Annotated in this window: 28 protein-coding genes and 1 pseudogene; 19 read left to right on the plus strand and 10 right to left on the minus strand. The window is 33.7% G+C overall.

The window, feature by feature from the left end:
* The first annotated feature begins 206 nt into the window (after positions 1-206).
* Together cysD and CPHY_RS09495 are read left to right on the plus strand one after the other, a co-directional pair.
* A complete protein-coding gene (gene cysD, locus CPHY_RS09490; protein ID WP_012199855.1) occupies positions 207-1,109 on the plus strand; it encodes a sulfate adenylyltransferase subunit CysD in 903 nt (300 codons plus the stop codon).
* Positions 1,109-2,800 carry a sulfate adenylyltransferase subunit 1 gene (locus CPHY_RS09495; RefSeq protein WP_012199856.1) on the plus strand — a complete coding sequence of 564 codons (1,692 nt, stop codon included), beginning with the start codon at positions 1,109-1,111 and terminating at the stop codon, positions 2,798-2,800. Before cysD ends, CPHY_RS09495 begins: the two co-directional genes overlap by 1 nt.
* A 298-nt stretch (positions 2,801-3,098) precedes the next feature.
* Here CPHY_RS09495 and CPHY_RS09500 read toward each other — a convergent pair whose 3' ends face one another.
* The 4 genes from CPHY_RS09500 to CPHY_RS09515 all read right to left on the minus strand — a co-directional run bounded on the left by CPHY_RS09500 (position 3,099) and on the right by CPHY_RS09515 (position 7,232).
* On the minus strand, positions 3,099-3,764 hold the full coding sequence (locus CPHY_RS09500; protein WP_012199857.1) for a hypothetical protein: 666 nt from the start codon (positions 3,762-3,764) through the stop codon (positions 3,099-3,101).
* Between the two features lie 230 nt (positions 3,765-3,994).
* The gene (locus CPHY_RS09505) at positions 3,995-5,362 is read right to left on the minus strand and encodes an ABC transporter permease (protein ID WP_157668693.1); all 1,368 of its coding nucleotides are present in this window, start codon (positions 5,360-5,362) and stop codon (positions 3,995-3,997) included.
* Between the two features lie 239 nt (positions 5,363-5,601).
* Positions 5,602-6,498 carry an ABC transporter ATP-binding protein gene (locus CPHY_RS09510; RefSeq protein WP_012199859.1) on the minus strand — a complete coding sequence of 299 codons (897 nt, stop codon included), beginning with the start codon at positions 6,496-6,498 and terminating at the stop codon, positions 5,602-5,604.
* A gap of 125 nt (positions 6,499-6,623) precedes the next feature.
* On the minus strand, positions 6,624-7,232 hold the full coding sequence (locus CPHY_RS09515) for a TetR/AcrR family transcriptional regulator (protein WP_012199860.1): 609 nt from the start codon (positions 7,230-7,232) through the stop codon (positions 6,624-6,626).
* Positions 7,233-7,765: 533 nt separating this feature from the next.
* On the opposite strand from CPHY_RS09515, the gene CPHY_RS09520 reads away from it, so the two are divergent.
* The 8 genes from CPHY_RS09520 (at position 7,766) to CPHY_RS09555 (ending at position 12,891) form a co-directional block, all read left to right on the plus strand.
* Positions 7,766-8,353 carry a TetR/AcrR family transcriptional regulator gene (locus tag CPHY_RS09520; RefSeq protein WP_012199861.1) on the plus strand — a complete coding sequence of 196 codons (588 nt, stop codon included), beginning with the start codon at positions 7,766-7,768 and terminating at the stop codon, positions 8,351-8,353.
* A complete protein-coding gene (locus tag CPHY_RS09525; RefSeq protein ID WP_012199862.1) occupies positions 8,346-8,762 on the plus strand; it encodes a flavodoxin domain-containing protein in 417 nt (138 codons plus the stop codon). Before CPHY_RS09520 ends, CPHY_RS09525 begins: the two co-directional genes overlap by 8 nt.
* A gap of 21 nt (positions 8,763-8,783) precedes the next feature.
* On the plus strand, positions 8,784-9,323 hold the full coding sequence (locus CPHY_RS20780) for a flavodoxin family protein (protein WP_012199863.1): 540 nt from the start codon (positions 8,784-8,786) through the stop codon (positions 9,321-9,323).
* Positions 9,320-9,976: an NADPH-dependent FMN reductase family protein gene (locus tag CPHY_RS09535; protein WP_012199864.1), complete on the plus strand. Its 657-nt coding sequence runs from the start codon at positions 9,320-9,322 to the stop codon at positions 9,974-9,976. Before CPHY_RS20780 ends, CPHY_RS09535 begins: the two co-directional genes overlap by 4 nt.
* A 300-nt stretch (positions 9,977-10,276) precedes the next feature.
* Positions 10,277-10,864: a GNAT family N-acetyltransferase gene (locus CPHY_RS09540; protein WP_012199865.1), complete on the plus strand. Its 588-nt coding sequence runs from the start codon at positions 10,277-10,279 to the stop codon at positions 10,862-10,864.
* A gap of 28 nt (positions 10,865-10,892) precedes the next feature.
* Positions 10,893-11,420, plus strand: coding sequence for a DUF402 domain-containing protein (locus CPHY_RS09545; protein ID WP_012199866.1), 528 nt, complete (start codon positions 10,893-10,895; stop codon positions 11,418-11,420).
* Between the two features lie 145 nt (positions 11,421-11,565).
* Positions 11,566-11,991 (plus strand): MarR family winged helix-turn-helix transcriptional regulator, encoded by a 426-nt coding sequence (locus tag CPHY_RS09550; RefSeq protein ID WP_012199867.1) that lies wholly within the window; start codon positions 11,566-11,568, stop codon positions 11,989-11,991.
* A 195-nt stretch (positions 11,992-12,186) separates the two neighbouring features.
* On the plus strand, positions 12,187-12,891 hold the full coding sequence (locus CPHY_RS09555; RefSeq protein ID WP_012199868.1) for a pirin family protein: 705 nt from the start codon (positions 12,187-12,189) through the stop codon (positions 12,889-12,891).
* A gap of 315 nt (positions 12,892-13,206) precedes the next feature.
* Here CPHY_RS09555 and CPHY_RS09560 read toward each other — a convergent pair whose 3' ends face one another.
* A complete protein-coding gene (locus CPHY_RS09560; RefSeq protein WP_157668695.1) occupies positions 13,207-13,740 on the minus strand; it encodes a hypothetical protein in 534 nt (177 codons plus the stop codon).
* Between the two features lie 159 nt (positions 13,741-13,899).
* On the opposite strand from CPHY_RS09560, the gene CPHY_RS09565 reads away from it, so the two are divergent.
* The 6 genes and pseudogenes from CPHY_RS09565 (at position 13,900) to CPHY_RS09590 (ending at position 18,380) form a co-directional block, all read left to right on the plus strand.
* Positions 13,900-14,760 (plus strand): polysaccharide deacetylase family protein, encoded by an 861-nt coding sequence (locus CPHY_RS09565; protein ID WP_012199870.1) that lies wholly within the window; start codon positions 13,900-13,902, stop codon positions 14,758-14,760.
* A 266-nt stretch (positions 14,761-15,026) separates the two neighbouring features.
* Positions 15,027-15,227, plus strand: a pseudogene (locus CPHY_RS22550) (GyrI-like domain-containing protein); the annotation flags it as partial.
* A gap of 165 nt (positions 15,228-15,392) precedes the next feature.
* A complete protein-coding gene (locus CPHY_RS09575) occupies positions 15,393-15,701 on the plus strand; it encodes a hypothetical protein (RefSeq protein WP_012199872.1) in 309 nt (102 codons plus the stop codon).
* Between the two features lie 67 nt (positions 15,702-15,768).
* On the plus strand, positions 15,769-16,113 hold the full coding sequence (locus CPHY_RS09580) for a winged helix-turn-helix transcriptional regulator (protein WP_012199873.1): 345 nt from the start codon (positions 15,769-15,771) through the stop codon (positions 16,111-16,113).
* 257 nt (positions 16,114-16,370) lie between these two features.
* On the plus strand, positions 16,371-17,600 hold the full coding sequence (locus CPHY_RS09585; protein ID WP_012199874.1) for a cytochrome c biogenesis protein/redoxin: 1,230 nt from the start codon (positions 16,371-16,373) through the stop codon (positions 17,598-17,600).
* A 399-nt stretch (positions 17,601-17,999) separates the two neighbouring features.
* A complete protein-coding gene (locus tag CPHY_RS09590; protein ID WP_012199875.1) occupies positions 18,000-18,380 on the plus strand; it encodes a VOC family protein in 381 nt (126 codons plus the stop codon).
* A gap of 193 nt (positions 18,381-18,573) precedes the next feature.
* On the opposite strand, the gene CPHY_RS09595 is transcribed toward CPHY_RS09590, so the two are convergent.
* The 5 genes from CPHY_RS09595 to CPHY_RS09615 form a co-directional block, all read right to left on the minus strand.
* Positions 18,574-18,996, minus strand: coding sequence for a DUF2871 domain-containing protein (locus CPHY_RS09595; RefSeq protein ID WP_012199876.1), 423 nt, complete (start codon positions 18,994-18,996; stop codon positions 18,574-18,576).
* Positions 18,993-19,673, minus strand: a complete 681-nt coding sequence (locus tag CPHY_RS09600; protein ID WP_012199877.1) for a hypothetical protein — start codon at positions 19,671-19,673, stop codon at positions 18,993-18,995. The genes CPHY_RS09595 and CPHY_RS09600 overlap by 4 nt, the downstream gene beginning before the upstream one ends.
* A gap of 23 nt (positions 19,674-19,696) precedes the next feature.
* The gene (locus CPHY_RS09605; RefSeq protein WP_041703445.1) at positions 19,697-20,122 is read right to left on the minus strand and encodes a hypothetical protein; all 426 of its coding nucleotides are present in this window, start codon (positions 20,120-20,122) and stop codon (positions 19,697-19,699) included.
* A gap of 64 nt (positions 20,123-20,186) precedes the next feature.
* Positions 20,187-20,744 carry a TetR/AcrR family transcriptional regulator gene (locus CPHY_RS09610; RefSeq protein WP_012199879.1) on the minus strand — a complete coding sequence of 186 codons (558 nt, stop codon included), beginning with the start codon at positions 20,742-20,744 and terminating at the stop codon, positions 20,187-20,189.
* A gap of 416 nt (positions 20,745-21,160) precedes the next feature.
* Complete coding sequence (locus CPHY_RS09615) at positions 21,161-23,818, minus strand: ABC transporter ATP-binding protein/permease (protein ID WP_012199880.1); 2,658 nt, start codon at positions 23,816-23,818, stop codon at positions 21,161-21,163.
* A 506-nt stretch (positions 23,819-24,324) separates the two neighbouring features.
* Between CPHY_RS09615 and CPHY_RS09620 the strand changes: the two genes are divergently transcribed.
* The 3 genes from CPHY_RS09620 to CPHY_RS09630 are packed head-to-tail and all read left to right on the plus strand — an operon-like array spanning position 24,325 to position 26,520.
* Positions 24,325-25,293 (plus strand): hypothetical protein, encoded by a 969-nt coding sequence (locus CPHY_RS09620; protein WP_012199881.1) that lies wholly within the window; start codon positions 24,325-24,327, stop codon positions 25,291-25,293.
* A gap of 14 nt (positions 25,294-25,307) precedes the next feature.
* Complete coding sequence (locus CPHY_RS09625) at positions 25,308-25,535, plus strand: helix-turn-helix domain-containing protein (RefSeq protein ID WP_012199882.1); 228 nt, start codon at positions 25,308-25,310, stop codon at positions 25,533-25,535.
* Entirely contained in the window at positions 25,525-26,520 is a 996-nt protein-coding gene (locus tag CPHY_RS09630) for a hypothetical protein (RefSeq protein WP_012199883.1), read from the plus strand. Before CPHY_RS09625 ends, CPHY_RS09630 begins: the two co-directional genes overlap by 11 nt.
* Positions 26,521-26,751 lie beyond the last annotated feature (231 nt).

Here is a 26,751-nt window from a genome sequence, read left to right on the forward strand (position 1 = left end):
GTAGTATGAATAAAAAATTTAATTTTCTTTCATAAGAAGTTTATGTTTGCGTAATCTCGGCACAAACTTCCAGCTTACTACTAAGCAAGCATGTTTTTACGTGTGAAGAAGATAACTTCTAATAGAATGAATCGCATTTCAATTCTCTGTACAAATAATGTGCCTGCGGCCTAAAGTTTGCAGGTTAGAAAGGTTGGGTTATAAGTATGAGCGAATTATCACATCTAGATGAACTGGAAGCAGAAGCTATTTATATTATAAGGGAGGTAGCAGTGCAGTGCGAAAAACCAGTTATGCTTTATTCGATCGGGAAAGACAGCTCCGTTATGCTGCACCTTGCATGGAAGGCATTTTATCCGGAAAAACCACCGTTTCCTTTTTTGCATGTCAACACTACCTGGAAATTTAGAGAGATGATTGAATTTCGTGACAAAACAGCAAAAGAACTTGAAATTGATATGATTGAGTATATTAATGAGGATGGCGTAGCACGAGGAATCAATCCGTTTGATCACGGTTCTGCTTATACAGATATTATGAAGACACAAGCGTTAAAACAGGCACTCAACCAATATGGATTTACCGCAGCATTTGGCGGGGGAAGACGTGACGAAGAAAAAAGCCGTGCAAAAGAAAGAATTTTTTCCTTTCGAAATGCTTCTCATGCGTGGGATCCTAAAAATCAAAGGCCTGAGATGTGGAAGTTATATAATACGGAGATCAATAAGGGGGAAAGTATTAGAGTATTTCCAATTTCGAACTGGACGGAAAAAGATATTTGGCAGTACATAAAACAAGAGAATATACCAATTGTTCCTTTATATTTAGCAAAGGAACGGCCGGTTGTATATCGTGATGGTAATATCATCATGGTAGACGATGATCGTATTCCTCTAAATCCCGGTGAAGTACCAGAATTAAAAAAAGTACGTTTCCGAACACTTGGTTGTTATCCGCTTTCCGGAGGTGTTTTATCAGAAGCAGCTACTTTGGAGGAAATTATTGAAGAAACGTTAAGTTCTGTGGAATCGGAAAGAACCAGCCGTGTAATAGATAAGGATGGTGGTACCGCAAGTATGGAAAAGAGAAAGAGGGAAGGGTATTTTTAATGAATGGATTGCTTAAATTTATAACGTGTGGAAGTGTTGATGATGGGAAATCAACATTGATTGGACATATTTTATATGATTCCAAACTTTTATATACAGATCAGGAAAATGCTCTTATGCTTGATAGCAAAGTCGGTTCTCGCGGAGGAGAAATCGATTATTCTCTTTTACTGGATGGGTTAGAAGCAGAAAGAGAACAGGGGATAACAATTGATGTTGCATATCGTTATTTTACAACAAAAAATCGAAGTTTTATTGTAGCAGATACACCTGGTCATGAAGAATATACAAGAAATATGGCTGTAGGTGCATCATTTGCGCAATTAACAATTATTCTTATTGATGCAAAACAAGGAGTACTGCTTCAGACGAAACGCCACTCAAGAATCTGTTCATTCATGGGAATTCATCATTTTGTATTCGCTGTCAATAAGATGGATTTGGTGGATTATAGTGAGGAAAGATTTCTAGAAATAAAAAGGAATATTCTTGAATTAGCGAAGGATTTATCACTTCATAATGTAAAAATAATACCGGTTAGTGCTACGTTAGGAGATAATGTGACAAAAAAATCGGATCATATGAATTGGTATGAGGAAGAATCATTACTTGAATATTTGGAACTGGTTGATGTAACCGAAACAAGGGATGATACCTGTTTTTATCTACCAATCCAACGTGTGTGCCGTCCAAATCATGAATTCAGAGGTTTTCAGGGGCAGATAGAGTCTGGTAGTGTAAGAGTGGGCCAGAAAATTATCACTTTTCCAAGTAATGAAGGAGCCACAGTTAAAAGTATACTAATTGGTAATAAAAATGCAGAAGAAGCGTATACAGGTCAGGGAGTTACAATCCAGCTTGATAAAGAGGTTGATGTAAGCCGAGGCTGTGTACTATCGGATAATGAAAAACTACCAATCAGTAAACATGTAAAAGCAACAATTCTTTGGATGGATGACGAACCTCTAAAGGTCACAAAAGATTACCTAGTAAAACTAGGAACTAAAATGATTCCAGCTATTATTAAAAATGTAGAGTATAAGATTGATGTGAATACAGGAAAACATAAGGAGGTTAATTTAGTCACAAAAAATGAAATCATATATTGTGATCTTGAGTTTACGGTAAAAATAGTAGTGGACGAATTTAAGAAAAATAAAACGCTTGGCGAACTTATTTTGATTGACCGAGTTAGTCATATGACATCCGCATGCGGTGTAGTAGAGTATGTTGAAATAGGGGAAGAAATACCTCATTTTGAGCACGGAGATATTAAAGCAGGTGGTTATATCTTTGAAGAATTTTATTTTAATCGTGAAAATGCCTTTCTTTTAAGACAAAAAGCATTGAATACTACCTATCATGTAGGTGACGTTGTACCGATTGAGGGAGACAGTTTTTGGTATCCGGAGTTTTTTGATATTGTATCGATTGAAGATTCTGTTGCTATATTGATACGCAATAAAAAAATAAAAGATATTATTCCAATAATAGAGTACCAGTATGAGGGATTACCAATCATCGATGAAAGAGGTTTTGAATTAAAAATACGTTCCATGGCGGACTTTAATGATTACTTCCTTGAGTTTCATAGTATAAAGCAAGAGAATAAAGTAGCTTTTCATAATAAATGGTCAAAGTTTGAAACCTATCGCAGAATTGTTTTCAGTGATAATTTCTGGATGATTTAAGTTATGTAAGAAGAAGTTCATCGTTCAAAGTGCTGTAGCAGTTGCTAAGGTTTTACAAAAGCATGTAAAAACAAAAAGCATGTAAAGACAAAAAGCATGTAAAGACAAGAGTCTATAAATACAACAGCTTGTATATACAACAGCTTGTATATACAACAGCTTGTATATACAACAGAAGCTGAGCTATTGGCTTCACTTTTCTGCTTTTACAGGATTTTGTGTATAGAATGATTAAGATTACGAATCTTAAGGAGCATAAAATTTTATCGAAACATCTTTAGGGGCAAGGTAATCTTTATTACATATCAAATAGATATTTTATGAATTCAATGGACTTTTCAAGCCGATTTTCCTTATCTGAGCCAGTTGTCAGATTCGGTATAAAAACGACTGCTTTTTGATATTTCTCGGAATAACCTTTGAATACTTTGGTATCAGAAATATCGAAGCCGTATATTTTACCATCAGATTCTTCTTCACCTTTAAAAGATGCATATATGTAATATGGTTTCAGTTGCTCTAACAAATCATTTGGAAGGATTTCATCCAAAGGATAGATATAGTTTTCATACACCGCCCAGAGCATTGTGTTGTAATCTGCAATTGCAGCATCCGCTTGATCTTCCTTCAATGCAAATAACTTTACTATTGCGCTCTCTTCAGGCCAATTGATACCATACTCCTCTAAATAATTAAAAGTATACCCGTTGTCCACGTTAATCCGAAGCTCACGATTTCCTTGATAATCTGGGTAACCTTTTTTGATTCGTTCTACTAATTTATCATTGTTCGAATCATTTAAGATCAAGCAATAAGTATCGTAATTCACTTTATTTGCTGAAATCGTCTTGATTATGGAAGTAGCAACTAAAATCACAACGATAAAAATTATTGTAGAGGTTCGATAGTAATCCCAAAAATATTGTATCTTTTTCTTTAAAGTTAAATCTTTCAATTTACTCATGCAAATGGACACCTCTCAATGAAATTTTTTTCTATATTTATAATTATAAGATAATTTTAAATAACTTAGTAATAAATGTCAATTTAAATACCCCCACGACTCATAATTTAGAGGTGGGGGTACTGAGAATTGAGTAGCTATTTTATTCGTTAACAAACAAAAATTTGAAAAGATATTTTTCTACTACAAGGAAAAGCTGTAAAACGTTCTTTTCTTTGTATTGGAATCATTTACGCCATCATGTCTCTCTTCCTATAAAAGATAAATCCGACAGCAGTCAAGATGGCAGCTATCACTGTTAATATGACTAACGTCACAAAATTTATCGTATCAGTAGGGAGCTGTGGGATATAGCCAAAAGGGTTAAGTTTATTGAGCCATTCTGGAAGTCCGGCAGCCATCCCAATGAAGGCAGCAAAGAAAGTAAAACCAAAATATCCCCAAATAGCTACAGTCGCTTTTGGCAATAAGCCAATCAGTAAAATTGCTCCACCGATCATTACCCATAACGCAGGAAGATATACTAAATTCGCTTGTAACAAGTAACCAAGCGAAAGTTCACTAGGGTTTGGCATAACCGAGACAGCAGCTGTATAAATACCCAAAGCGATGGCACATTGGAAGAGTACGCTTGATAAAAATGACAGCACCACATAGCATGCTAAATACTTCGTACGCGAAACGGCACGAGATAGAACATGCTCCATGCGTCCGTCTTTTTCTTCACTTCGTAGCTTTAAGGCAGCAATTATTACCGGAATAGTTCCTATCAGTGATAGTATAGAAGTCACCATTGTAATAAACATTTTTGCTATAGAAAATTCGTCGTTAATCTTGATGATCTTCTGGTAAAAATCACTTTGTCCAACGAATCTATCAATATCACCTAGTATTGAACCATAGGCTGCACCAAGTGAGAACATAACAATAAACCATGCGATTAGTGAGTTTCGTAACAGGCGAAGAGAAAGTCCAAACGGAGAGCGTAGAAATACCGAAGCTTCTTTACGACCAGGTTTTGCAGGTATAAAACCTTGTTCCATGTCTCGGATGCTGTTAAGCGCGTAAGCGATGGCTGTGACACCTACTGTTTCAAGTAATAATATAGGGACCGGCCACCAGTGGTTTTCAACATAAATCTGCGTACGTTGTATAAGTCCTAATGGGCATATAAGAGACAACGTCTCACTATTGATATCACCAATAGCTCGTATAAAATATAAAATACCAAATGCAACAAAAGAATACGCTATCGCACCACGCGAAGTTACGGAAAGCTGTGCAAACACCGCAGCGACTGCTGCGAAAAACAATCCTGCAGCCCCTATCGCTACACCAAAGAGCATAGAACCTGCAAGATCCATACTTTCTACTCTCATCGCAGCGAGGCCTAGCCCAGTCACTAAAGCAAGGGCAACATTTACAACAACCGCTGTAATCATTGTGGCATTTAAGTTGGCAAGCCTACCTGTTGGTAAGGAACGTAAAACTTCTGAGCGTCCTTTTTCTTCATCACCACGTGTGTGACGGACCACAAGAAAAACGTTCATTACTACGACAGCCATAATGACCCAAAGAAACATTGTGTTTGAGTACATCGCACCGACCGTGTAGTTATCCACGCCATAGATAGGACCCATCAAAGCAATCATGCCTGGGTTTTTTAATGTCTCGACAAACGCTTGTCTGGACGTGGCATCGAAATTGTTACCTAATGTTGGCGCAATAACAATCGAAAACAGTGCCAAAATTACAATCCAAAGAGAGGACACAATACGCTCACGTCTCAGTATGAACCGGACAAGCCTGCCGGAATAATCAAAATTTCCGCGCATAATTATTTACCTCCATTCGCATTGTAATGGCGCATAAACAAATCTTCCAAAGTAGGTGGTGTACTTTCAAGCTTTTTAACTCCGAATTTTGAGATATGAGAAATAACATTACCAATTTCTGCGGAATCAACTTGAAAGGATAAGCCTCCTTGTTGTTTGCTGATTCCATAAATGCCTTTCATGCTTTCAAGACTATCAATCGGATTTGCTGTTTCCACATTCATGGATACTCGAGTAAGATGACGGAGTTCACTTAATGTTCCTGTTTCAACCAGTTTGCCTTCCCTAATAATACCTACTCTATCGCAAAGCCGTTCCACCTCGGATAAAATATGGCTGGATAGAAAGATACCTTTTCCTTTATTTTTTTGCTCCAGCACGCACTCCTGGAATACTTGCTCCATGAGTGGGTCAAGTCCACTTGTCGGTTCATCAAGAATATAAAAATCAGCGTCGGACGCGAAAGCGGATACAAGAGCAACTTTTTGTCTATTTCCCTTTGAATATGTTCGGCATTTTTTTGACGGATCAAGGTCAAACATTTTAAGTAATTTTTCACGACGTTCTTTATCTTGTTTCCCGCGCAGGCTGACAAATAAGTCAATTACCTCACCACCTGTGAGATTTGGCCATAAATTTACATCACCTGGCACATAGGCTATTCTTTTGTGAATTTCAACAGCGTCTTTCCAGGCATCTAATCCAAATACTTTTGCGCTGCCCTCTGTCGCTTGAAGTATACCCAATAACACGCGAATGGTAGTTGTCTTTCCCGCTCCATTTGGGCCAATATAGCCAAACACCTCACCTTCATTTACTTTGAGGTTGATACCGTCAAGCGCGGTGAATTTGCCGAATTTTTTCGACAAATTAGTGGTTTCTAAACTAAGCATTGCCATTGAAATGCCTCCTTAATTATTTTGGAATCTATGCTAAAGGGCAGGGAAACAGATACCGCCTTCCCCAACCTATAAGCCAGAACTTAACGTAGCTTATACTGCTAACTGATATTACCTTTTACATATTACCTTTTATAGAAATATTTTTTCATAAAATCAAGGCACTCATAAAAATCCTTAATAAATACATCAACCTTATCCATATTATCATTCAAATGTAAATCGTTCGTTAATCCTTCTCCTGCCCACAGAATAAATTTGTTCAGTAATTTCGGATCAACATCATCTTTGAATTTTGAAACGTCGGTTCCGTCGAATACTTTCTCTGCGCGGACCTTTATACCGTCAGATATAAATGCTTTTATATCGTCCCTCACTTCCTCGTCGGTTTCAAAGAACATGCTTGATAAAAATGAAATGATTGCAGGATGTTTTTTCATCATGGCTATCTTTATATCTGAAACCATCTTTATTTTATCAAAAAAATCCGTGACGCTTTGATCCATCCCTCTTTCGATTTCTTCGATTAATAGTTTACCGCTAAGATTTACTAAGTACAGATATAAGTTTTTTTTACTACCGAAATAATACATGACCATTCCTTTTGCAATACCTGCTTCTTTAGCGATATCAGCAATAGAAGCTTTCTTATATCCATTTCGACCAAATGCGTTAAGTGCAGCGTTTATGATATGCTCTTGTTTTTCGGCGCGAAGGTTAAAAAAACTATCCAATTCTTCACCTCCCTATACATTAGTTAAATATGTTTGACCTATTCGTATAGAACGAATCGTTCTATATTGAGAATAGCAGTATTCTATGAATCTGTCAATATGCAAAGTGGTATATAATGGGATGACCTTCTTATGAATAATTCCGATGTTTAACTTCAATTCGAAATGTATATCTTGACGAAGGAATGTAGAAACCGCGCAGTTCTAAAAAACTTAATTGGAATACTTATACGATAGAAGAGTTGCTATCTAGTAACATCCTTGTTTACTTTATCCTCCAATACTTATAAGTTACAAGGATACAAGGAAAAGTAAAAGAAGACTGGAGACATAATATATAAAATTTATATCTTTGATTACATTTGTTAATATCATTGGCTTGTAGATATCATTGGTTTGTAGATATCATTGGTTTGTAGATATTGTTGGATACATATGTAAATACTTCTTGACATTTCTATCCCTCTTATTTATTATAAACATAACAGTGTTATGTATAAAAACGGTGATATGTTTATATGGAGGGATACCAAATGGCTAGAGAAGAGCAAAAGATACGTAGTGAGTTGATTCGGCAAAAGATTCTCGATACTGCGCTAGAGATGGGAATAGAAGAGGGATTTGAGGCAGTATCAATTAGAAAGATTATACAAAAGATGAAATATTCTACTGGTGTTGTCTATCATCACTTCAAAGATAAACAAGAGATTTTAGATGCCATCGAAGTAGCCGAGACAGGATGGTTACGGTCTCAAATTTTAGAATTATTAGATGATGAAAAAGATGTTATTACCAATATGAAGACAGTATTTCATCGGATACTTCTTTTGGCATTTGAGGAGCCTGAGAAATACAATCTAATTGTACTTCATAAATACAGTAGACGAAAATCTGATAAGCCAGAATGGATATCCAATATCAGTAGAAATTTAAAAGAAGGTATGGACGCAGGATTAATTAAGAAAATGGATTCTGATAAAGCTGCATTTTCCATCTGGAGCTCATTTCTTGGATTTAACCTTATGATATCGAGAGATACAGATTTAACCTTAGAACAAGCTCAAGCTTTATTTAATATTCAATTTGATATTATATTAGGAGGGATTCTTAATCATGAATAACGTAAAAATTGTATATGCAACGAAAACCAAACATTCAAAAAAGATTGCTATGGCCTTAGCGCAGGCGTTGAATGTTCAAGCAGCGGATATAGCAAGTAAACCAAACATTGGAACTGCTGACTTACTTTTTATTGCTAGTGGAATTTATGGAGGAACTAGTCTTCCAAGTTTATTAGAATTTGCAGAGAGTTTGGATAGAGAGAATATACAAAAGGTAGTATTCTTAACTTCCAGTGTTAAGAAAACACAAGGGCAGGATGCTGTCAGAAAAATCTTAGAGGAGAAAGGTATTCCGGTTGTGGATGAGATACATTGCCAAGGAAGCTTTTTATTTATGAAATTCGGGCATCCAAACAAAAGTGATATAGCGGAAGCTATTGAATCATCCCTGAAGATAATAAATAGGTGAATTAATGAGAAAGGCGGGTATATGGTTACTATAATTGCAGACGAAGGAAAAAATCAAATTGGAGCGGACCTTTATCAAGGCTTTATAAGCAAAGGGGTTCAAGCAGAATATATATCACTGGAGCATGTTGAGGTAAAGCCTTGTGTGAGCTGTGGTGGATGTACCTATAAGACATATGGTAAGTGTACTGTTCGCGATGATGGAGATTTTATTTATCCTAAAGTTATTCGCTCTGATGTAATAATATTTGTATCACCAATTACATTTGGGAGCTATTCTTTTAAGTTAAAGCGAGTATTTGATAAATTTGCTTTGATTATGGATCGTCATTATTTTGTGGAAAAGAAAGAATTAGTGAAAGGAGGTAAACTTGGCAGTAAGTTTAAGTTTTTTGCTATTGGAGACAAAGAAAATTGTATAGAAGAAGAAATAACAGCGTTTCAAAATCTCTTTCATGAGAATCTTGTTATTACCAAGGGAATCGGAAATTCCTATATTACAGAGAAATCACTTAGTGAAGGAATGAGAAATCAAATTATCGAGGAGGTTAGAAGTGCATGAAAAATATACTTTTTCTTAATGTCAGCCCCCGTCAGAAGGGAACTAGTTTTGTATTACTTCAAATGTGTATGGAATCTCTCTCTAAAAAAGGCCACAAGTGTAATTTAATGCATCTGTATCCTCATTTGAATGATCTAAGAAGTTTAAGAGAAGCTGTAGGATGTGCAGATACTTTAGTAATAAGTGGACCCTGTTATATTAATACTTATCCTGCCGATACAATAGCGCTATTAGAGGATTTAGCAGGGCATAGGGAAGTTCTGCGTGGACAGAACATGTACGGAATTATTCAAGGTGGAATGCCATACCCACATACGCATGAAAATGGATTATCCATGTTAGAGATATTTTGTAAGAAATGCGGTTTAACCTATAAAGGAGGATTTGTAATGGGATTAGGAGCAATACTTAATGGTCAGCCTATAACAAATTTACCGAATTCAAAAAAGATAATCAAGCAACTTCAAATTTTCTTTGAGCACATTGATAAAGATGAAGAGTCACCAATTCAGGTTTATCAGGAAGCGAGGTTTAAAGTACCATCTCTTGTCTATCGTGTTATGGCAGGTACGATGAACCGCAAAATTGATAAGGATTTAAAAAATCATGGAATTGATATAAAACGGAAGAGCCCATATCTCATATCAGAATAAATCCATAAAATCGACCCATTTGAATATTTTGTAAATGGACTTTGAACAGCAATCTCTTTAAATGGATATGAATACATGAAAAATATATTTGTTATTATTGTATTTTTAATGTTTTCACTACTGTTCACCACTAAAATTTTAGATACAGTGACGTGAAATAATCATGCTTAAAATCTGGAAATGTGGATTAGAGTGAGAAGTAATATAAACCGTTTATCTAATAGTTTAAATACTTAGCTGACACACATTGTCATATTTAATCGAGTATAATCTGATTAACAACTCATGAAGGAGAAAATTATGAAGTCCCAAGTAAACTTTAGTATTAAACCGACTTTAGAAGGGAAAAAAGTTCTATTAAGACCATTCGAAACGGGTGATTGGAAAATAATGATTGAGATATTAGAAGATTTAGAAGTAAAGAAACTAACAGGATCTGTAACAAGTGATGAGGAAGCAAATGAATTATTGGACGCTAGCAATAAAGAAAAGATAAAAGATTGGTATCAAAGCAGAAATCAACAAACAGATCGATTAGACCTTGCAATAGTTGATATAGAAACTGGTGACTTAGTGGGAGAAGTTGTATATAACGATTTTAATGAGGATACCTACAATGTAAATATAAGAATTTTAATTGGTCCATCAGGACGTAATCGAGGTCTTGGCACAGAGGCGATTTCTTTATTTATAGAGTATGGATTTCAGGTTCTTAATCTTCACAAAATTGAGTTAGAAGTATATAGTTTTAATCCTAGGGCAGAGAAATCATATAACAAAAATGGTTTTATTTTGGAAGGGATACGTAGAGAAAATTTTTGTTATAACGGTGAGTATATTGATACTAAATTATATGGAATATTAAAAAGTGATTTTAAAAATCGATAATTTCATGATATAAATTAGGAGAGCTAACGTGAAAACGAGAAAACTTACCTTTGATGAATGGACTTGTATCGCAGAGAAGAGAGTGATGCAAAAGAGGATGAATGAAACTTATTTTACAGGCATTGTAGGACTTATTTGTATTGATGAAGTAACAATACCACAACGATGGAATTTCCTTAATAAAGATGTTCTTGTTTGTGACAATGGGATGAAATGGTTATCGATGATACCTGAAAATGAATTCTACGTAATAACTGCAATGTTGGATTCGAAGGCCAATATAGTATTGTGGTATATTGATATGATTGCTGATTCTGGTATTGATGAAGATGGTGTCGCTTATTATCATGATTTATATTTGGATTTGGTTGTTTATCCTGACGGAAGCATATTTGAAGATGATATGGATGAACTTGAAGAAGCATTTTCTGCAAAAGAGATATCGAGAGAATTATTTGATCTAGCTATTAAAACGAATATAAAATTAAGAAATTCGTTGCTCTTAGATTGCAAAAAATTACGCGAAATATCATTTAAATGCCTAAATCATTTTTAATAGGATAAATTTTATCTTTTTAAATAAGAATAAATTTTATCATTTTAAAATATCTTGACATCAAGATATATTCGTGTTATAATTATCTTGAAATCAAGATAATTCGATTTAAGAATATTAATTAATCGATAGAAGAGGTGATGAAGTGACCGATCTTAATTTGAAATTAGTAATTGCAACAGCAAGATGTTATAATACCGTTTTTTCTAGAATTGAAAAAAATGTTCAAGAATATGGCCTTAACATTAGTGAGTTTGGAGTATTGGAGATGTTACTTCATAAAGGGGAACAACCAGTTCAGAAGATTGCTGAGAAGATTTTAGTCACGAGTGGAACCATTACTTATGTTCTAGATAAGTTGCAAAAAAAAGATCTTATTTATAGAAAGAAATGTGACAAAGATAAAAGAATTTTCTATATAAGCTTAACCCCAAAAGGTGAAGAGTTGATCTCTGATGCATTTACGAAGCATAAGAAATTTTTAGATGAATTATTTCAAGGACTTGATGATAATATTAAAAATGATATCGTTAATAATATGTTTACGCTAGTTGATACAGTTGGTAATTAAATCTCGTGGAAACATTTTATTAAGGGCAATAAGAATCATTGAAATTTAAAAGATATGATAATATTCGAGCATGAAAACAAAATAAGAAGTAATAAACCTAAAAATAATAAAACAATCAATAAATCAATAAATCAATAATTCAATAAATCAATATGGTAAACACTAATATAAATTAGTGAGGAAAGGAGATTTCTTATGATAAGAAAAATAGATAGTAAAACAATGGGTAAAAGTAATCTTGGATGGCTTAACAGCACTTTTCACTTTTCTTTTGCAGAATATTTTAATCCAACAAACATCAATTTTGGTGTGTTGAGAGTAATTAATGATGATTTGATTATACCTCATGAAGGGTTTGACACTCATCCACATCAAGATATGGAAATTGTATCGTATGTGATTGCTGGAGAATTAACACATGCCGATAGCATGGGAAATAAACGTACCTTAAAACGTGGTCAGGTTCAATATATGAGTGCTGGTACTGGGGTATTTCATAGTGAGCATAATTTAAGTGATGAAACTCTTAGATTACTTCAAATATGGATTTTCCCAGATAAAAAGGGGTATCAACCGAATTACGGAGATTATTTGTTTGACTGGGATCTAAGAAAAAATAATTGGTTGAATATAGTTTCAGGTAAGAATGGAGATGCACCAATTAAAATCAACCAGGATGTTAATATCTATGTCTTAGAGCTTGAAAAGGACATGGAGGAGAAGTTTGAGGTTGAGAAGGGAAGGCAGGCTTATTTAGTGCAGATAGAAGGTGAAGCAAATATTAATGAGGAGCACCTTAATGCAAGAGACGCAATGGAAATTAAAGAAGAAACAATTTCTATAAAAGCTATCGAGACTTCTCACTATCTAGTCATTGAAATGAGGAAAGATGGTATCTGATTATAATATTTTAAATTTTTAAATTATTGGAAATACTTATGTTAACACTATTGGATAACAATGTCTTTCCAAAATAAAAAAGTCGTGGGATTCCACGACTTTTTAGGTGAACTAAATGGATCGTAGAAAGAAAATAAAACAGTAATTGAGTATACTTAACAAGCCTGATGATACAGACTTTGTTCTTGTTTGCTTCCCTTTTCTATGCATAGATAAAATTACCTTCATGCAATTCTGATGTTAGTTTCAATCAAAATTGCATGAAGGTAATTTTAATGTTTGTTTCAATCAAAAGAAAAATTACTATGTCAATTATTAATTTTTTAATATCAATATCCTTTTGATGACTAATGGTATAGTAAGGGCAAAAATTTCAGCAATGATAAGTTGCATTATATAGCCTGCGACATCAAACATTTTATTGATTGTACCAATGCCATAAACAAATCCAATAAAAAAGTTAGTTATCATGAGAAGAATAAGAATAGAGGTTGCATTACTCCATAAAAAGCCTTCTCGTTTTTTAAGTATAAGAAAATATAGTAAGAAAAATAATATGATAATACATGTAGCGATAATTGAAAGAACTGCATAAATATCAAATTTTTTGATAGCCCAAGTCAAAAATTCGGGGTCAAATTCTCTGAAATTAGTATTTTTATCGATTCTGGCAAGGAAAACCGGACGTATTAAAATCATACCGGCGATACCTAAAATCGAAAGAACTGAGGATAGAAAGATATAACACAGATTCATCCATTTACTTTTTCCAAAACTTATAACACAATTAAAGATTACAACAAGGATAATGAAAATTGCAATTGGTGGTATCGATAATTTTAATCCCATAAGCACCTCACATAATGTATTGTAATATTCTAATTATTTAAAATATTGTAATATTATACCATATCAAATCGAGTATATTCAATCAAATTATGAGATTTGGAATGTTTACAAAGTTAATTAATATAATTAAATGAAACATACTTAAAAGGTATAGGTGGCATGAAGTTTCGGTTTGAAGATTTAAGAAAGGTTGATTACAAAGGATATATTAAAAGTAATTACAAAAAAATAATTGCGTGGGCAGTATTTTTTGCTTTTTGTTATGGATTAGGTAATGTGACAGCACGTGGTGTAGCTCATTACCAAGAAACATTTGCTGTGAATGAAAAGGTAGATAATTGGGGTCTAGGTTTCGGACAAGAAGGAACTCAACCAAAAGGTACTGTATCTGTGGAACAATTAAAGGAATATGATGCTTACTACATCGGTGCGAATACTGACAAAGTAATATATTTAACTTTTGATTGCGGCTATGAAAATGGTAACACAGCTAAAATATTAGATGCCTTAAAAAAACACAATGTTTCGGCTACTTTCTTTGTAGTTGGGCATTTTCTTGAAACTAGCCCTGACCTTGTAAAACGAATGGTAGCGGAAGGGCATGCAGTTGGGAATCATACCTACCATCACTACGATATGTCTAAAATCTCTAGCTTGGATAGTTTTCAAAAAGAAGTAGATGATGTGGCAAAACTATTTGAACAAATTACAGGACAAAAGTTGATGAAGTATTATCGTCCACCACAAGGTAAATACAGTACAGAAAATCTAAAATTGGCGAAAGAGCTAGGATATAAGACATTCTTTTGGAGTCTCGCTTATGTTGATTGGGATCAAAACAAACAGCCAACCAAAGATCAGGCATATAGTAAGTTATTAAAGAGAATACATAATGGGGCAGTAGTTCTACTTCATAATACTTCTACTACAAATGGAGAGATTTTAGATGAATTACTGACAAAATGGGAAGAGATGGGCTATGTTTTTAAACCATTATCAGAACTTGCTGATGTTCAGTGAATTAAACAAACATATGTAAGTAAGATATAGGCTTATTGATATATGAAAATATAATCATGGGCACAAAGCTGGTGGTTATTGTAGCTAATACAGGAATAATAAAAGTCAGACTTAGCGGTCTGACTTTTATTATTAGGAAAGATATAATGGATATAGTATTAGCATAGGTGTTATGCGTTTATATCACATTGCGTTGATATCATTTGACATTTTCTTTAGTGAACATTTTCTACAATCGCTCAAATACAATTGGGCGTTCTATTTTTCCGATTCAAATGGCATCTGCAATCTATAAAGGTAGTTACGAGAAAATAAATGAAGTAAATGAAGCAGTAGCGAATTGGGTGAGAGATAACGGTTACAAATTTAATGGATTATCTTTTTGCATCTATCATGTAAGTCCTTACGAAACAAAGAATCCCGAGGAATTAGTTACTGAAGTTTGCTATCCTGTAATAAAGAAATAGAAAATTTTCTTGTAAAGCAATAGGCCACTAAAGATATTTGATGGTTGCTATAAAAAGATAGAGCTGGGTAAGAGTTTTATTCTCTGAACCAGCTTTATTTAGGGAATTAAGGACGATGCAACACTATTCGCAGATACTGCAAAGAAAACAGCAATCAATTTTCAGATGTGGGAATGTACCTCTTATATCGCAGAGTTTCAACTGTCTGTTGGAAATAAAGATGCTGAAAAATGCTTAGAGTTACTAAATTTAATGCTTTCCTCCATGAAGAAAAAATGGAAGATTAACTCTTCAGCATTTTACCGCCATATGATAGAAAAAACGGATAATGATAACATAGGAGAGCAGATGTTACCGGGGATAATTCATGATCTTGAAAATGACGAGAAACTTAACTTTTTAAGAAGTAAATCCAAGGTTTCAAGAAATAATAAATCATTGGAAAGAAAGTTGATATTAACTCTGACGATATGATATAAATAGATAGCAAGTATTTATTTTTGCACTGTAAAGGATTTAAAGTCGAAGGAGTAAGTAAACAATGATTCATATCGAACAAGAAACATATGATTGTCCAGTCGAGGCACTTGCTAATTTACTAGGGAAAAAGTGGATAGCAACGATTATATGTACTATTAAGAATGAGAAGAAGAGATTTGGTGAATTAGAAAAAGAGTTAGATGGTTGTACAAGAAAAATGCTTACTCAACAACTTGACTTACTTATGAAGCAGGAAATTGTACTTAATCAAAAAGAAGTTAATGGAAACAGTATCGAATCACATTATTATCTAAGTGAAAAGGGACTAACCTTACTGCCTTTAGTGGAAGAGATGATTGCATGGGGGAGTAATAATCTAAAGTGCGATAAATCGGGACGTTACTAAAAAGTGCCCTATTGTTTGAACATCTAGGGTTTGATAAGATATAACTATACATTTTCGAATGAGAGATGCTAATAGTAGTCAATGTGAAATATTTTCGCAATGTAAATTAAGAAATATTTTCACAAATGTAAATTTCGAAATAATTTCACAATGTAAATTTCAGAATAATTTCTAATGTAAATTTCGAGAAATTCACTTTGCAAATATTATGCCTGAAGTCAAAAGATTGCAGGCTATGGAAAGGTATAGTTATTAATATGGAACATATCAATTTTATTATTGTATTTTTAGAGGGGGTATTGTCCTTCTTATCGCCTTGTGTCATTCCTATTTTACCAATATATTTGGCCATATTGTCAAATAGCCGGAATGATAGAAACAGAAATCGAGATATGAAAAGTGTTACTATAAATAATGAGAATCATACTGTTAAGCAAGATAGTCGTGCTAATAAAAGAGTGCTATTAACCAATACCCTCTTGTTTGTATTTGGAATTTCTACTACCTTCTTTCTTTTAGGAACAGGAATAGGGATATTTAGAACCTTTCTAACTGAATATAAACGGTATTTCCTAATAGTTGGTGGTGGCTTTATCTTTCTTATGGGGCTATTTTATGTGGGCGATATTAAGATACCTTTTTTACAAAAAGAGAAGAGGATACAACTAAAAACTAATCAGATGAACCCAATCATAGCATATTTATTAGGTTTCACCTTTAGTTTTGGATGGACTCCGTGCATCGGACCGATGCTTGCTTCTGTGCTTGTGCTAGCGTCAACAAAACAAGATATTTGGACTGGAAACCTTCTTATTGGAATTTATACGTTAGGTTTTATTATTCCATTCCTTATCGTAGCCGCATTCTCGGATAAGATGCTTAAATTATTGGAAAAGGTCAAATTAAAGTCGGATAAGCTGAAAACTTTTGGTGGTTACGTCATACTATTAATGGGATTTCTTGTTCTATTGAATGGAATAACAACACCTAAGTTTATTAGACCTACTTACGTCCAAGGAGAAAATTCGAATGGGGAATCTAAGAGCATATTGGCTCCAGATTTTACTTTAATTGATCAATATGGGGATACTCATACATTAAGCGATTATAAAGGAAAAACTGTATTTCTTAATTTCTGGGCAACATGGTGTCCACCTTGCAAACGAGAGATGCCTCATATTGAAGAAATCTATAAGGAATACGGTAGCAACAAAGAGGATGTAATTATTCTAGGTGTTGCTTTTCCAAATGATGGTGGAGAGAAGTCAAAACGAGGAATCATGTCATTTTTAGAAGAGAAAAATTATACGTTCCCAGTAGTATTTGATGAAACCTCAAATTTATCTTACTACTATAATATTTCTGTATTTCCTACAACTTTTATTATAAATCCAGAGGGAAGTATCGAAGGATATTTTCAAGGAGGTATGAGAAAAGACGATATGAGAAATATAATAGATCGCGTCAAGAATAATAGTGTAAAATAAATTTTACTTGATATGTTTGTTGATGTGATGTATCTTAAGTTAGGATGTAATAGCTGTTTTAAATTCTTAGTGTATTCAAAAATAGCTTATTGTCTTATGGCATGCAAAATAAGCTTAGATTTTTAGGACGTGCATAGCAGTTAAGAAATTATTATGTATTCAAAAATAGCTGAAAATCTTAGAATATATAAAAGCAGTTAAGACATCTTAGGAACAGCTTAGAATGAAGTAGAATAATTCATAAAAAAGCGAATTTTGAGCAAGTTAATGGATATAAAAAAATTATTATAGTGCTGCAAATAAAGTTACTTAACAGATTAGCATTGAAGTTAAGATTCTTTTCATTGTTCAAGTTAAGTTTTAAAGTTTGTGTACTAATAATTATTTGGAGGTTAATAAATGATACAGAATATTGGTAAAGTTACGCTATATGTTAACAATCAAGAGGAAGCAAAAAAGTTCTGGACAGAGAAGATGAATTTTGTAGTTCGTTTCGAACAGCCAATGGGCCCAAATATGAAGTGGATGGAAGTTGGACCAGAGAATGATTCATTTACAACATTCGTATTATATGAGAAAAATTTGATGATGAGCCAAAATCCAGATGCAAATGTTGAACATCCTTCCGTCATATTAAGCACGAATGACATACAGAAGACTTATCAGGAATTGGTAGATAAAGAAGTTAAGGTTGGCGAAATGCTTAATATGCCATATGGTAGTATGTTCAATTTTTATGACATGGATGATAATGCGTTTTTAATTAGAGAGGATAAATAATTCAGGCTAATGAATTCTACTAAAGGTGCTTGAAGTGCAGTCAATCCAAGCAGAGGTACCAGGTAAGAAGGATAATACAAAAGTCAGACTTTAAGGTCTGACTTTTTGTATTATTGATATTAAATTGTAAACCATGCTATAACCATAGCAAATTTTTATAACGGAAAGCGTAGAGGATAAAATCTTAACAAAACTAATTTTCCCATTTGGTGATTATGCTTTTTAGCGCTAAGAACAATATTACCAATGCGACTGTTATTATAATGTGTGCAATACCTGCAATGCCAGAAATTGCTGCATTAGCGCCTTTACTAAGTTGAAATTCTAATACTTGTATCACACCACGAACGAATAGCATAATTACCATAAGTGGCAGTCCAATATTGTATAGTACTAAAAATAATTTAAATTTACGATTGTTTTGTAAGTCTGTATTTCTACAAAATAGTATGAAAATCATAAATAATAGTGTGCCTAAAACTAGTAAATGAACATGGACTAATGATAAAGTTGTTCTTCCGGTGAAACCCATATATTTTGTAAATTCACGATAAAAAACTCCACCTATCATAGCGAATATAAAGTAGATCAATGAAAGATTTAATAATTTTTTCATTTGGTATTACCACCTTTCAATTCTGAGCGCATATCACGAAATCCAATTACAACCGTCCAAACATAAGCACAAGTCTTTGGAATCATTAATATTCCAACAAGCGGAAATACATCTGAAAATAATACCACTGGGATATAAAATGCGAAGCTTAATACAATCGTCAACCACATATAACGAAAGGAAATATCATTATGTTCTTTAGCCATTTTGAAAAACAGAATAATAATGATTAAACCTAATAAGGCAAACGGAATATTGCGATAAATTGCCCAATCTAAAGGAGAGTTAGAACTAATCCATGCATTTTGTGAAAATAAGCACAACACTATACGTACAATAGCTAGTATAAATACTGAAATAGTCAATCCAAGTTTCCCTTTGATTTGGTAACGTAAACGCCAAACATAATAAAGTAATATATAGAAAATAGTCATAGTAATTGACGTAATAAATTTTCCAATTCCCAAGGCGGTAGTGTAATTTTCTAATCCTGTCGTACATAATGCGACTGCGCGGGGTACTAAATGAAAAGAATCGCCAACACCCAAGGTTACTGCCATAATACCGAATAAGAGGTATTGTTTTCTTCCTTGGTTTTTTTGAATCATGATGATTCCTAAAGTTATTACTGTAATAAGATATATAACATCAAAAGATGTTTCCATAATTGCTTGCATAATTTTTCACCTCATTTATAAAATTATTTTTCAGTAGTCTGTGTAAAAAAGTTGTATCCAAATAAAAGTCCTGCTAAAAATAAAGCTGCTCCTAACCCTGAATAAAAAACAGCGATATATAAATCAGGGAAAATATTAGAAATTCGTATCCCTATACCAAAAGAAATCATAAAGGCCATGATAAAAAAAGATTTTATATCAAAAAACTTCAAAAATAATTGTTTTTCTTCTTTATAGTTTATTATTCTGTAAGTGTGCTTCCGAACAAGTTTACCAAATACCATAAACCAAAAAAGAATAAAGATTACAATAGAAATAAAGAGGTTTATGATTGTAAGATTATCTTTGTAAGTAATAATTCCTATGCGTAAAATATTAAATCCTGCTAATAACCAAACAACGCTTGCTAATAGAAGTAAATTTCTCTTCTTAATTTTCGTATAAAACATCTCCTTCAAATTGAACTATGTTCAGTATTGATCGAAATTTTTCCTACTTTATAAAAGTAGGAATTTAATATATACAGCGTGATACCATTTCAAGTAAAGTTTTACAATGATCTTGTTTCTGAAGTAACATTGATGTAAATGTTGTAAAGATTAAATTAACAAATTCATCCGCTGTTAAAATATCATTAAATGCGTCTGAACGAACATTTGTATCATGCTCTAAAACATTTAACAGACTTTGCTTAATATGTCCAAAGTAATGTTCCATCATTTGTCGTCCCTTTACTTTATCCTCGGATGCGAAAATCATAGAATGCAATGTGAAAAAACCTGGATATTTTTTGCATCCTTTTTTGATACTTTCAAAAAGCCATAGAAGACAATCTGTAAAATTGAGAAATTCAAAAGAATCACCTGACATATGAAATATATCTTTCCAAACATCCTCTACGGTTGCGCTAATTAGTTCTGTTTTAGATGGAAAATAGTTATAGATAGAACCGACAGCCACCACGCAAGCATTTGCTACTGTACGCATATTAATCGCAGAGATACCTTTTTCCATTACAATCTTGCGACTTTCACATAGAATCATTTCCTTTGAAGTAACGATATTATTCAATATATATCACCTCCACAATATGAACACTGTTCATTTTAATGCTATTAGTTTTTTTTGTCAACTAAAAAACATCTGATTTTGTGATGTAAATATTAGTATTCTTAGATATATTTTCTTACCACATTTAAGTTTAATTATTCTACCCTCGTAGTATTTATTAAATCCACAGGTTTATCTTATTACTATAATTTTTTCTGTATACCCTACAACTTTAAGTTAAATCAGAAGGGGAGCATCTATCATAATAAGTATTAATGACGTACAGAAGATTATCAGGAATCGGTGGATAAAGAGGTTAAACATTGCATAGTAGTGGTAAACAAAAAACTCCGTCGGATAATGAAACTAACCGACGGAGTTTTTTGTTATACTTTTATGATTAATATAAAGTTTTTAATATCATCTTAACTATAGTATTACTCTGATCTAAGTGCTGTTACAGGATCTTTCTTAGCTGCTTTCTTAGAAGGAATCAAACCTGCAATTAATGTTAATATCATACTAATAACCACAAGTACGATTGCATAGCCCCATGGTAATATTGCAATTTTAGAAATACCGGATAAGGAAGCAATAATAGCATTAATCGGTATTAATAGTAAGAGCGAAATAACGATACCAAGCATACCTGAAGTAAATCCAATAATTAATGTTTCAGCGTTAAAGATACTGGAAATATTACGTTTTGAAGCTCCAATACTTCGTAAGATACCAATCTCTTTTGTTCTCTCCAAAACAGATATATAGGTGATAATTCCAATCATGATGGAGGAAACGACAAGTGAAATTGCTACAAAGCCAATTAAAACATAACTAATCATATCGATGATGGTTGTGATAGAAGACATCATTAAACCAACGAGATCGGTATAGCTAATGGTCATATCTTCATGGCCAGCGTCTTTTTGGATTGTATTATAATCTTCAACAATTTTTGCTATAGCATCTTTTGCTTCAAAGTTAATAGGGTAGAGGTTGATTGTAGAAGGCTGGTCAAGATTTACAATTCCTAACTGTGCTATGTTATCTTCATAGGTAGTTTCCTTACCGGCTGCAGAACGAATTTGTTCTCCAAAGGTAGCAATTATTTGATCTTCTGTCATTGTAGAGCTAAGCACTTTAAACTGCTGTTGTTCTTCCTCAGACAATGTTTTTACGAAATCATTGATTTCTGCCATTGTTATGTTTTCCATATATCCATTCATATCAAAAGGCATATTCGTAAAGACATTTGTTTCCTTATCTGCAAGTTGAGCTTTTGTAATGTCACTGTTATTGATTTTATTAATGATATATTCGGTTAAAGCGGAGGTATATCCAACTGCACCATTAATGGAGGATGCACTTGCTTCTGGATTTGGCTTTAGGATACCAACAATTTTTAATTCCAATGAGTCATCCACCAATTTGGTCATAAATGATTTATCTTCGCGCATATCCTTCCAAACACCAGTTTCCTTGTTATATACATAGTAATCTGTATTAAGGACAAATTTAAAAGTCTTATTCAACGCTTCATCGTAAGTAAACGACGCCTGGTCAGGTTCTTTGACATCTTCACCTTTGGCTAATGATTTTTGAATATTTTTAAAGTCTTCCTGATTCATAAAATCCATGGTGTAAAGAGCGAAGTCACTGATTTCATTATTTTTATCAACTACAAGCACAACTTCGTTATAAGCACCTTCATCTGGGAAACGTCCTGCAAGAACATCATATTGAGATTCTAATAGTTCTTTATTTCCTAACATCTCTGAAAATACATTGGAAGACATCATACCCATGCTTTGAGCACTCATTCCGCCCATTCCACTCATTCCACTCATTCCACTCATTCCAGATCTGTTAAACAATTTGCTTGGATTTAATTGTGTTACACCGTTAGTTGTATCTGAACTATAGATTTGTAAATCCAAATCATAACCGTATTGAATGGTAGATACATAATCGTTTATCTTCGAATCTTCACGTTCGATATATTCTTTAAATGCACCTAAATCATTCGCTTTCTTTTCTTCACTTAAGGTAGAAAACATACCGGTAACAATATTATTCGAATAAATTTTATCCAGATCATGTGTGATACCATTTGAGCGATTATGCTCCATCATCGTAGACATCATCGATGTCATATCGATACTTTCTCTCTCAATACTGATTGGATAAGTGGATAGGGTATCTTTTTGTACATTTTCAATATAATTATTAATACCACTCGAAAGAGCTAGTATAAGAGCAATACCAATAATACCAATACTTCCAGCAAATGCAGTAAGAATTGTTCTTGCCTTTTTGGTTTTTAGGTTATTTAAGCTAAGAGATAGTGCGGTAAGGAATGACATTGAAGTTTTTCCCATTGATTTATGTTCTGGCTTTGTTACATCCTGTTGATTCTCTTGATATGGATCGGAATCATCGATTATCTTACCATCACGAAGTTTTACTGTTCTTGTAGCATAATGTTCTGCAAGTTCAGGATTATGGGTAACCATAATAACCAATCGATCTTTCGCAATTTCTTTTAATAAATCCATAACAAGAATACTTGTTTCTGTATCCAGTGCTCCTGTTGGTTCGTCTGCTAAAAGGATATCAGGATTATTGACAAGTGCTCTAGCAATCGCTACACGCTGCATCTGTCCACCGGAGAGTTGATTTGGTTTCTTATGAATCTGATTTCCAAGGCCTACTTTTTCTAAAGCTTCCGTTGATAATCTTTTTCTTTCCTTTTTAGAGATACCCGAAATAGTGAGGGCTAATTCTACATTGGATAAGATGGATTGATGAGGGATTAAGTTATAACTTTGAAAAACAAAACCAATGGTATGATTTCTATAGGAATCCCAATCACGGTCCTTATATTTTTTCGTTGAGATACCATTAATGATTAAATCACCGCTATCATAACGGTCTAAACCACCAATGATATTTAATAATGTTGTTTTACCAGAACCACTTGGTCCAAGGATTGCAACAAATTCATTGTCACGAAGTGTTAAGCTGACGTCATCAAGCGCAGACTGAACCAGATACTTCGTAGCGTATTTTTTTGATATGTTTTTAATTTGTAGCATATTGTATTATCTACCTTTCTGTTTATTATGGAGAGCCATTAATGACGTATTATATATTGGAATGAGAAACTGAAAATAAACTATACCATGATAATTTGATTATTTTAGGTTTATATTCCATGATATAATATAACTTATATAGAATTTTTATTCAACTTTTCAAATAAGGTGTTCTTTTGTATACCCAAAATTCGTATTGAAACATATTCTTAAATCACCTCTTAAAGTCAGGTAAATCCAGATTTATTGGAAACATTCACAGCAAAACCTATAACTAAAATAGCTAAAACCTAAAAGTACAGCCCTGAACACCGTATAAAGTATAAATTAACGAATGGTGAAAATAGGACGGTAGAAGTAAAACATTCGAATAAAATAGTAGAAGTAAAACATTATTTAAGCCAATCAATTAAGATACCAAATAATGTTAAAATTATTGACAAACGATAATCTTAGGTCTACAATTAAAGTAAAATTATCGTTTATCAATAATTTAGGAGGGAAAAATGAAGCGTAAAACATTTTGCATATTCCTTGTGTGTGAAGCAGTATTCTGTTTGTTTCTCTATCTTACCCGCGTATCTCTGCCTGAAACTTTTACTGTCTTATTAGCATTTCCGTTTGAGCAGATTGGGATTGTGTTACGGAAGCTATCGTTATCGGGTGGAATTGGTAATGCACTGTCTATCATTATGTACGTTGCTATTTCATTTGTGCCGTTGTTTGTGCTATTTATTTTCAAAAAAAGAAGGAGGTTGTATCTTGAGGATTCACTACTTGTTGTATTGAGTGCTGTATTATTTCCGGTTATCTACCTCATGATCAATCCCGGTATGCTTGGTACCAATCTGTTTGGCGTTAATGAACAGATTGTTAGTAAGGCATTACTTGGAGGGGTGGCGTATTCTGTCCTACTGGGATACATTATTTTACGTATTTTACGAATCTTTTTTTCGGCTGATACAAACAGTTTACAAAAATATATTGCAGCGTTACTCTGTGTTTTGAATGTCCTTTTTGTATATCTTGCTTTTGGAGCCTATTTCGGTAGTCTTTTAGATTCCTTTGAAGCTCTTCGTGTCGGGAATACTGGGAGTGAGCATTCCTTAGGAATGAGTTATGTATTTCTAGTAATACAATACATCGTGAATGCACTCCCTAATGTGTTGAATGTTCTGGTGGTCTTTGCAGTATTAAAACTTTTGAATGAGTTTGCTTCCGACCGCTATTCTGAGGCAACTGTCGTTGCTGCGAACATATTATCGCGTTTGTGCGGACTCGCTTTGACAATTACTGTGATTTTGGGTATCGGTTTTAACTTGTTGCAACTTGTATTTCTTAAAGGACTTAGGGTAGTGAATGGCACTGTCCAAATACCTCTGTTATCCATTGCCTTTGTGCTGGCTGCTCTTTTGTTGGCGCAGTTTATTCGAGAAAACAAGCAGCTAAAGGATGACAATGATCTGTTCATTTAGGGAGGATTTAGGATATGGCTATTAATGTTCATTTGGAGGGTGTCCTCAAAGATCGTGGCATGACTTCTAAAGAGCTATGTGCGCTTGTCGGAATAACTGAGGCAAACCTATCAATCCTTAGAAGTGGTAAAGCTAAGGGTATCCGCTTTAGTACAGTGAATAGGATTTGTTATTATCTTGGCTGTGATGTAGGTGATATTTTGAAATTCGATGGAGATCTGGAGGATAGCGATGAAGACTAAAAGAATACTTTCAATGTGTCTAGCTGTTTGTATATTGTTTACATTAACAGGATGTCAACTCGCAAAAGAAGATGCGGGAGAAACTAATAATGGAGATAGACTGATCGGCGTTTTCGTAACGAAGAAATATCTTGACTTATTTGATATGGAAGGGTATCTTAACGACAACATAAGCAAATTGTCTGGTGGCGGTGAGATTATCCTTGACGGTAACGATAGCAAGTATCAAGGTCGATTGTATGCAACGCTTAAAACACGTACATTAACAGAAGAAAAAACAGGAGAAATAATGAATACCAAAGAGTTCATCTTTGATAATGTTGATGGAAGCTCCTATTTTGCTGCAAAAATACCTGCTACAGAGGATGAGGATAGCTATATTACTTCAGGTTCAGGTGAAGGTATAAGCGATAGACACTCAGCATACAACTACGGTGATGAAGAAAACAGTACCACTCTTGAAGGGACAATTTACTTATCGCCAAGCTATGCTGGTAACACCTGCTATATTAATCCTGTTTTCCAGAGTGTTGATGGTAGTGTTTATGCAACTGCGGAACATGGTGGTTTCATGGTAGATGGTATGATAGGTGAAGGTGCTGTCTACACAACAACTCTTAACGAAACTAAAACAATCACCGAAAATGGAAAAAGCAAGGTTGCGAGTTTCTCAATAAAAATATCGCTTGTTGTGATGCTTGCCCCAGAAAAAATAGCAATCATGCAAATGAATCATGATAGTGTCATCGTTTCACGGAACGAGTACTCCCCTGGCGAATTACCGGATACACTTAACATGGAGATGGCGACTGCATATCTCATTGTCGAGACCTATAAACATGACCTTGGAGGCAATTTAGTGGTTACACGTTCCACTTATGATAGAAACAATGAATCCATAGATACCTTTTATTGCCGTGACGACGGTATCTGTGTAAAGAAGTGGACGCAGTTGAATTGGAGCAAGAGTAATTTCATTCATTAATTAATAGCTCAATATGGCATTTCGGTTTCATTGAGGTAGTTTATAAAAGCTCCAGTGGAATGTGAAATTCCACCAAGAGCAGTTGATGCTAATTCGGCTGCTCTATTTTGTTTATTTTAGGTTTATCTTCTATGATATAATATATTGAAAATAAGTAATAATTTACTACTGATAAATGATGTTTTATATATACCGCTTATTTGATAATTGGGGGAATTCTAATAGTTCCGA

This window comes from Lachnoclostridium phytofermentans ISDg, assembly GCF_000018685.1.
Taxonomy (GTDB): domain Bacteria; phylum Bacillota; class Clostridia; order Lachnospirales; family Lachnospiraceae; genus Lachnoclostridium; species Lachnoclostridium phytofermentans.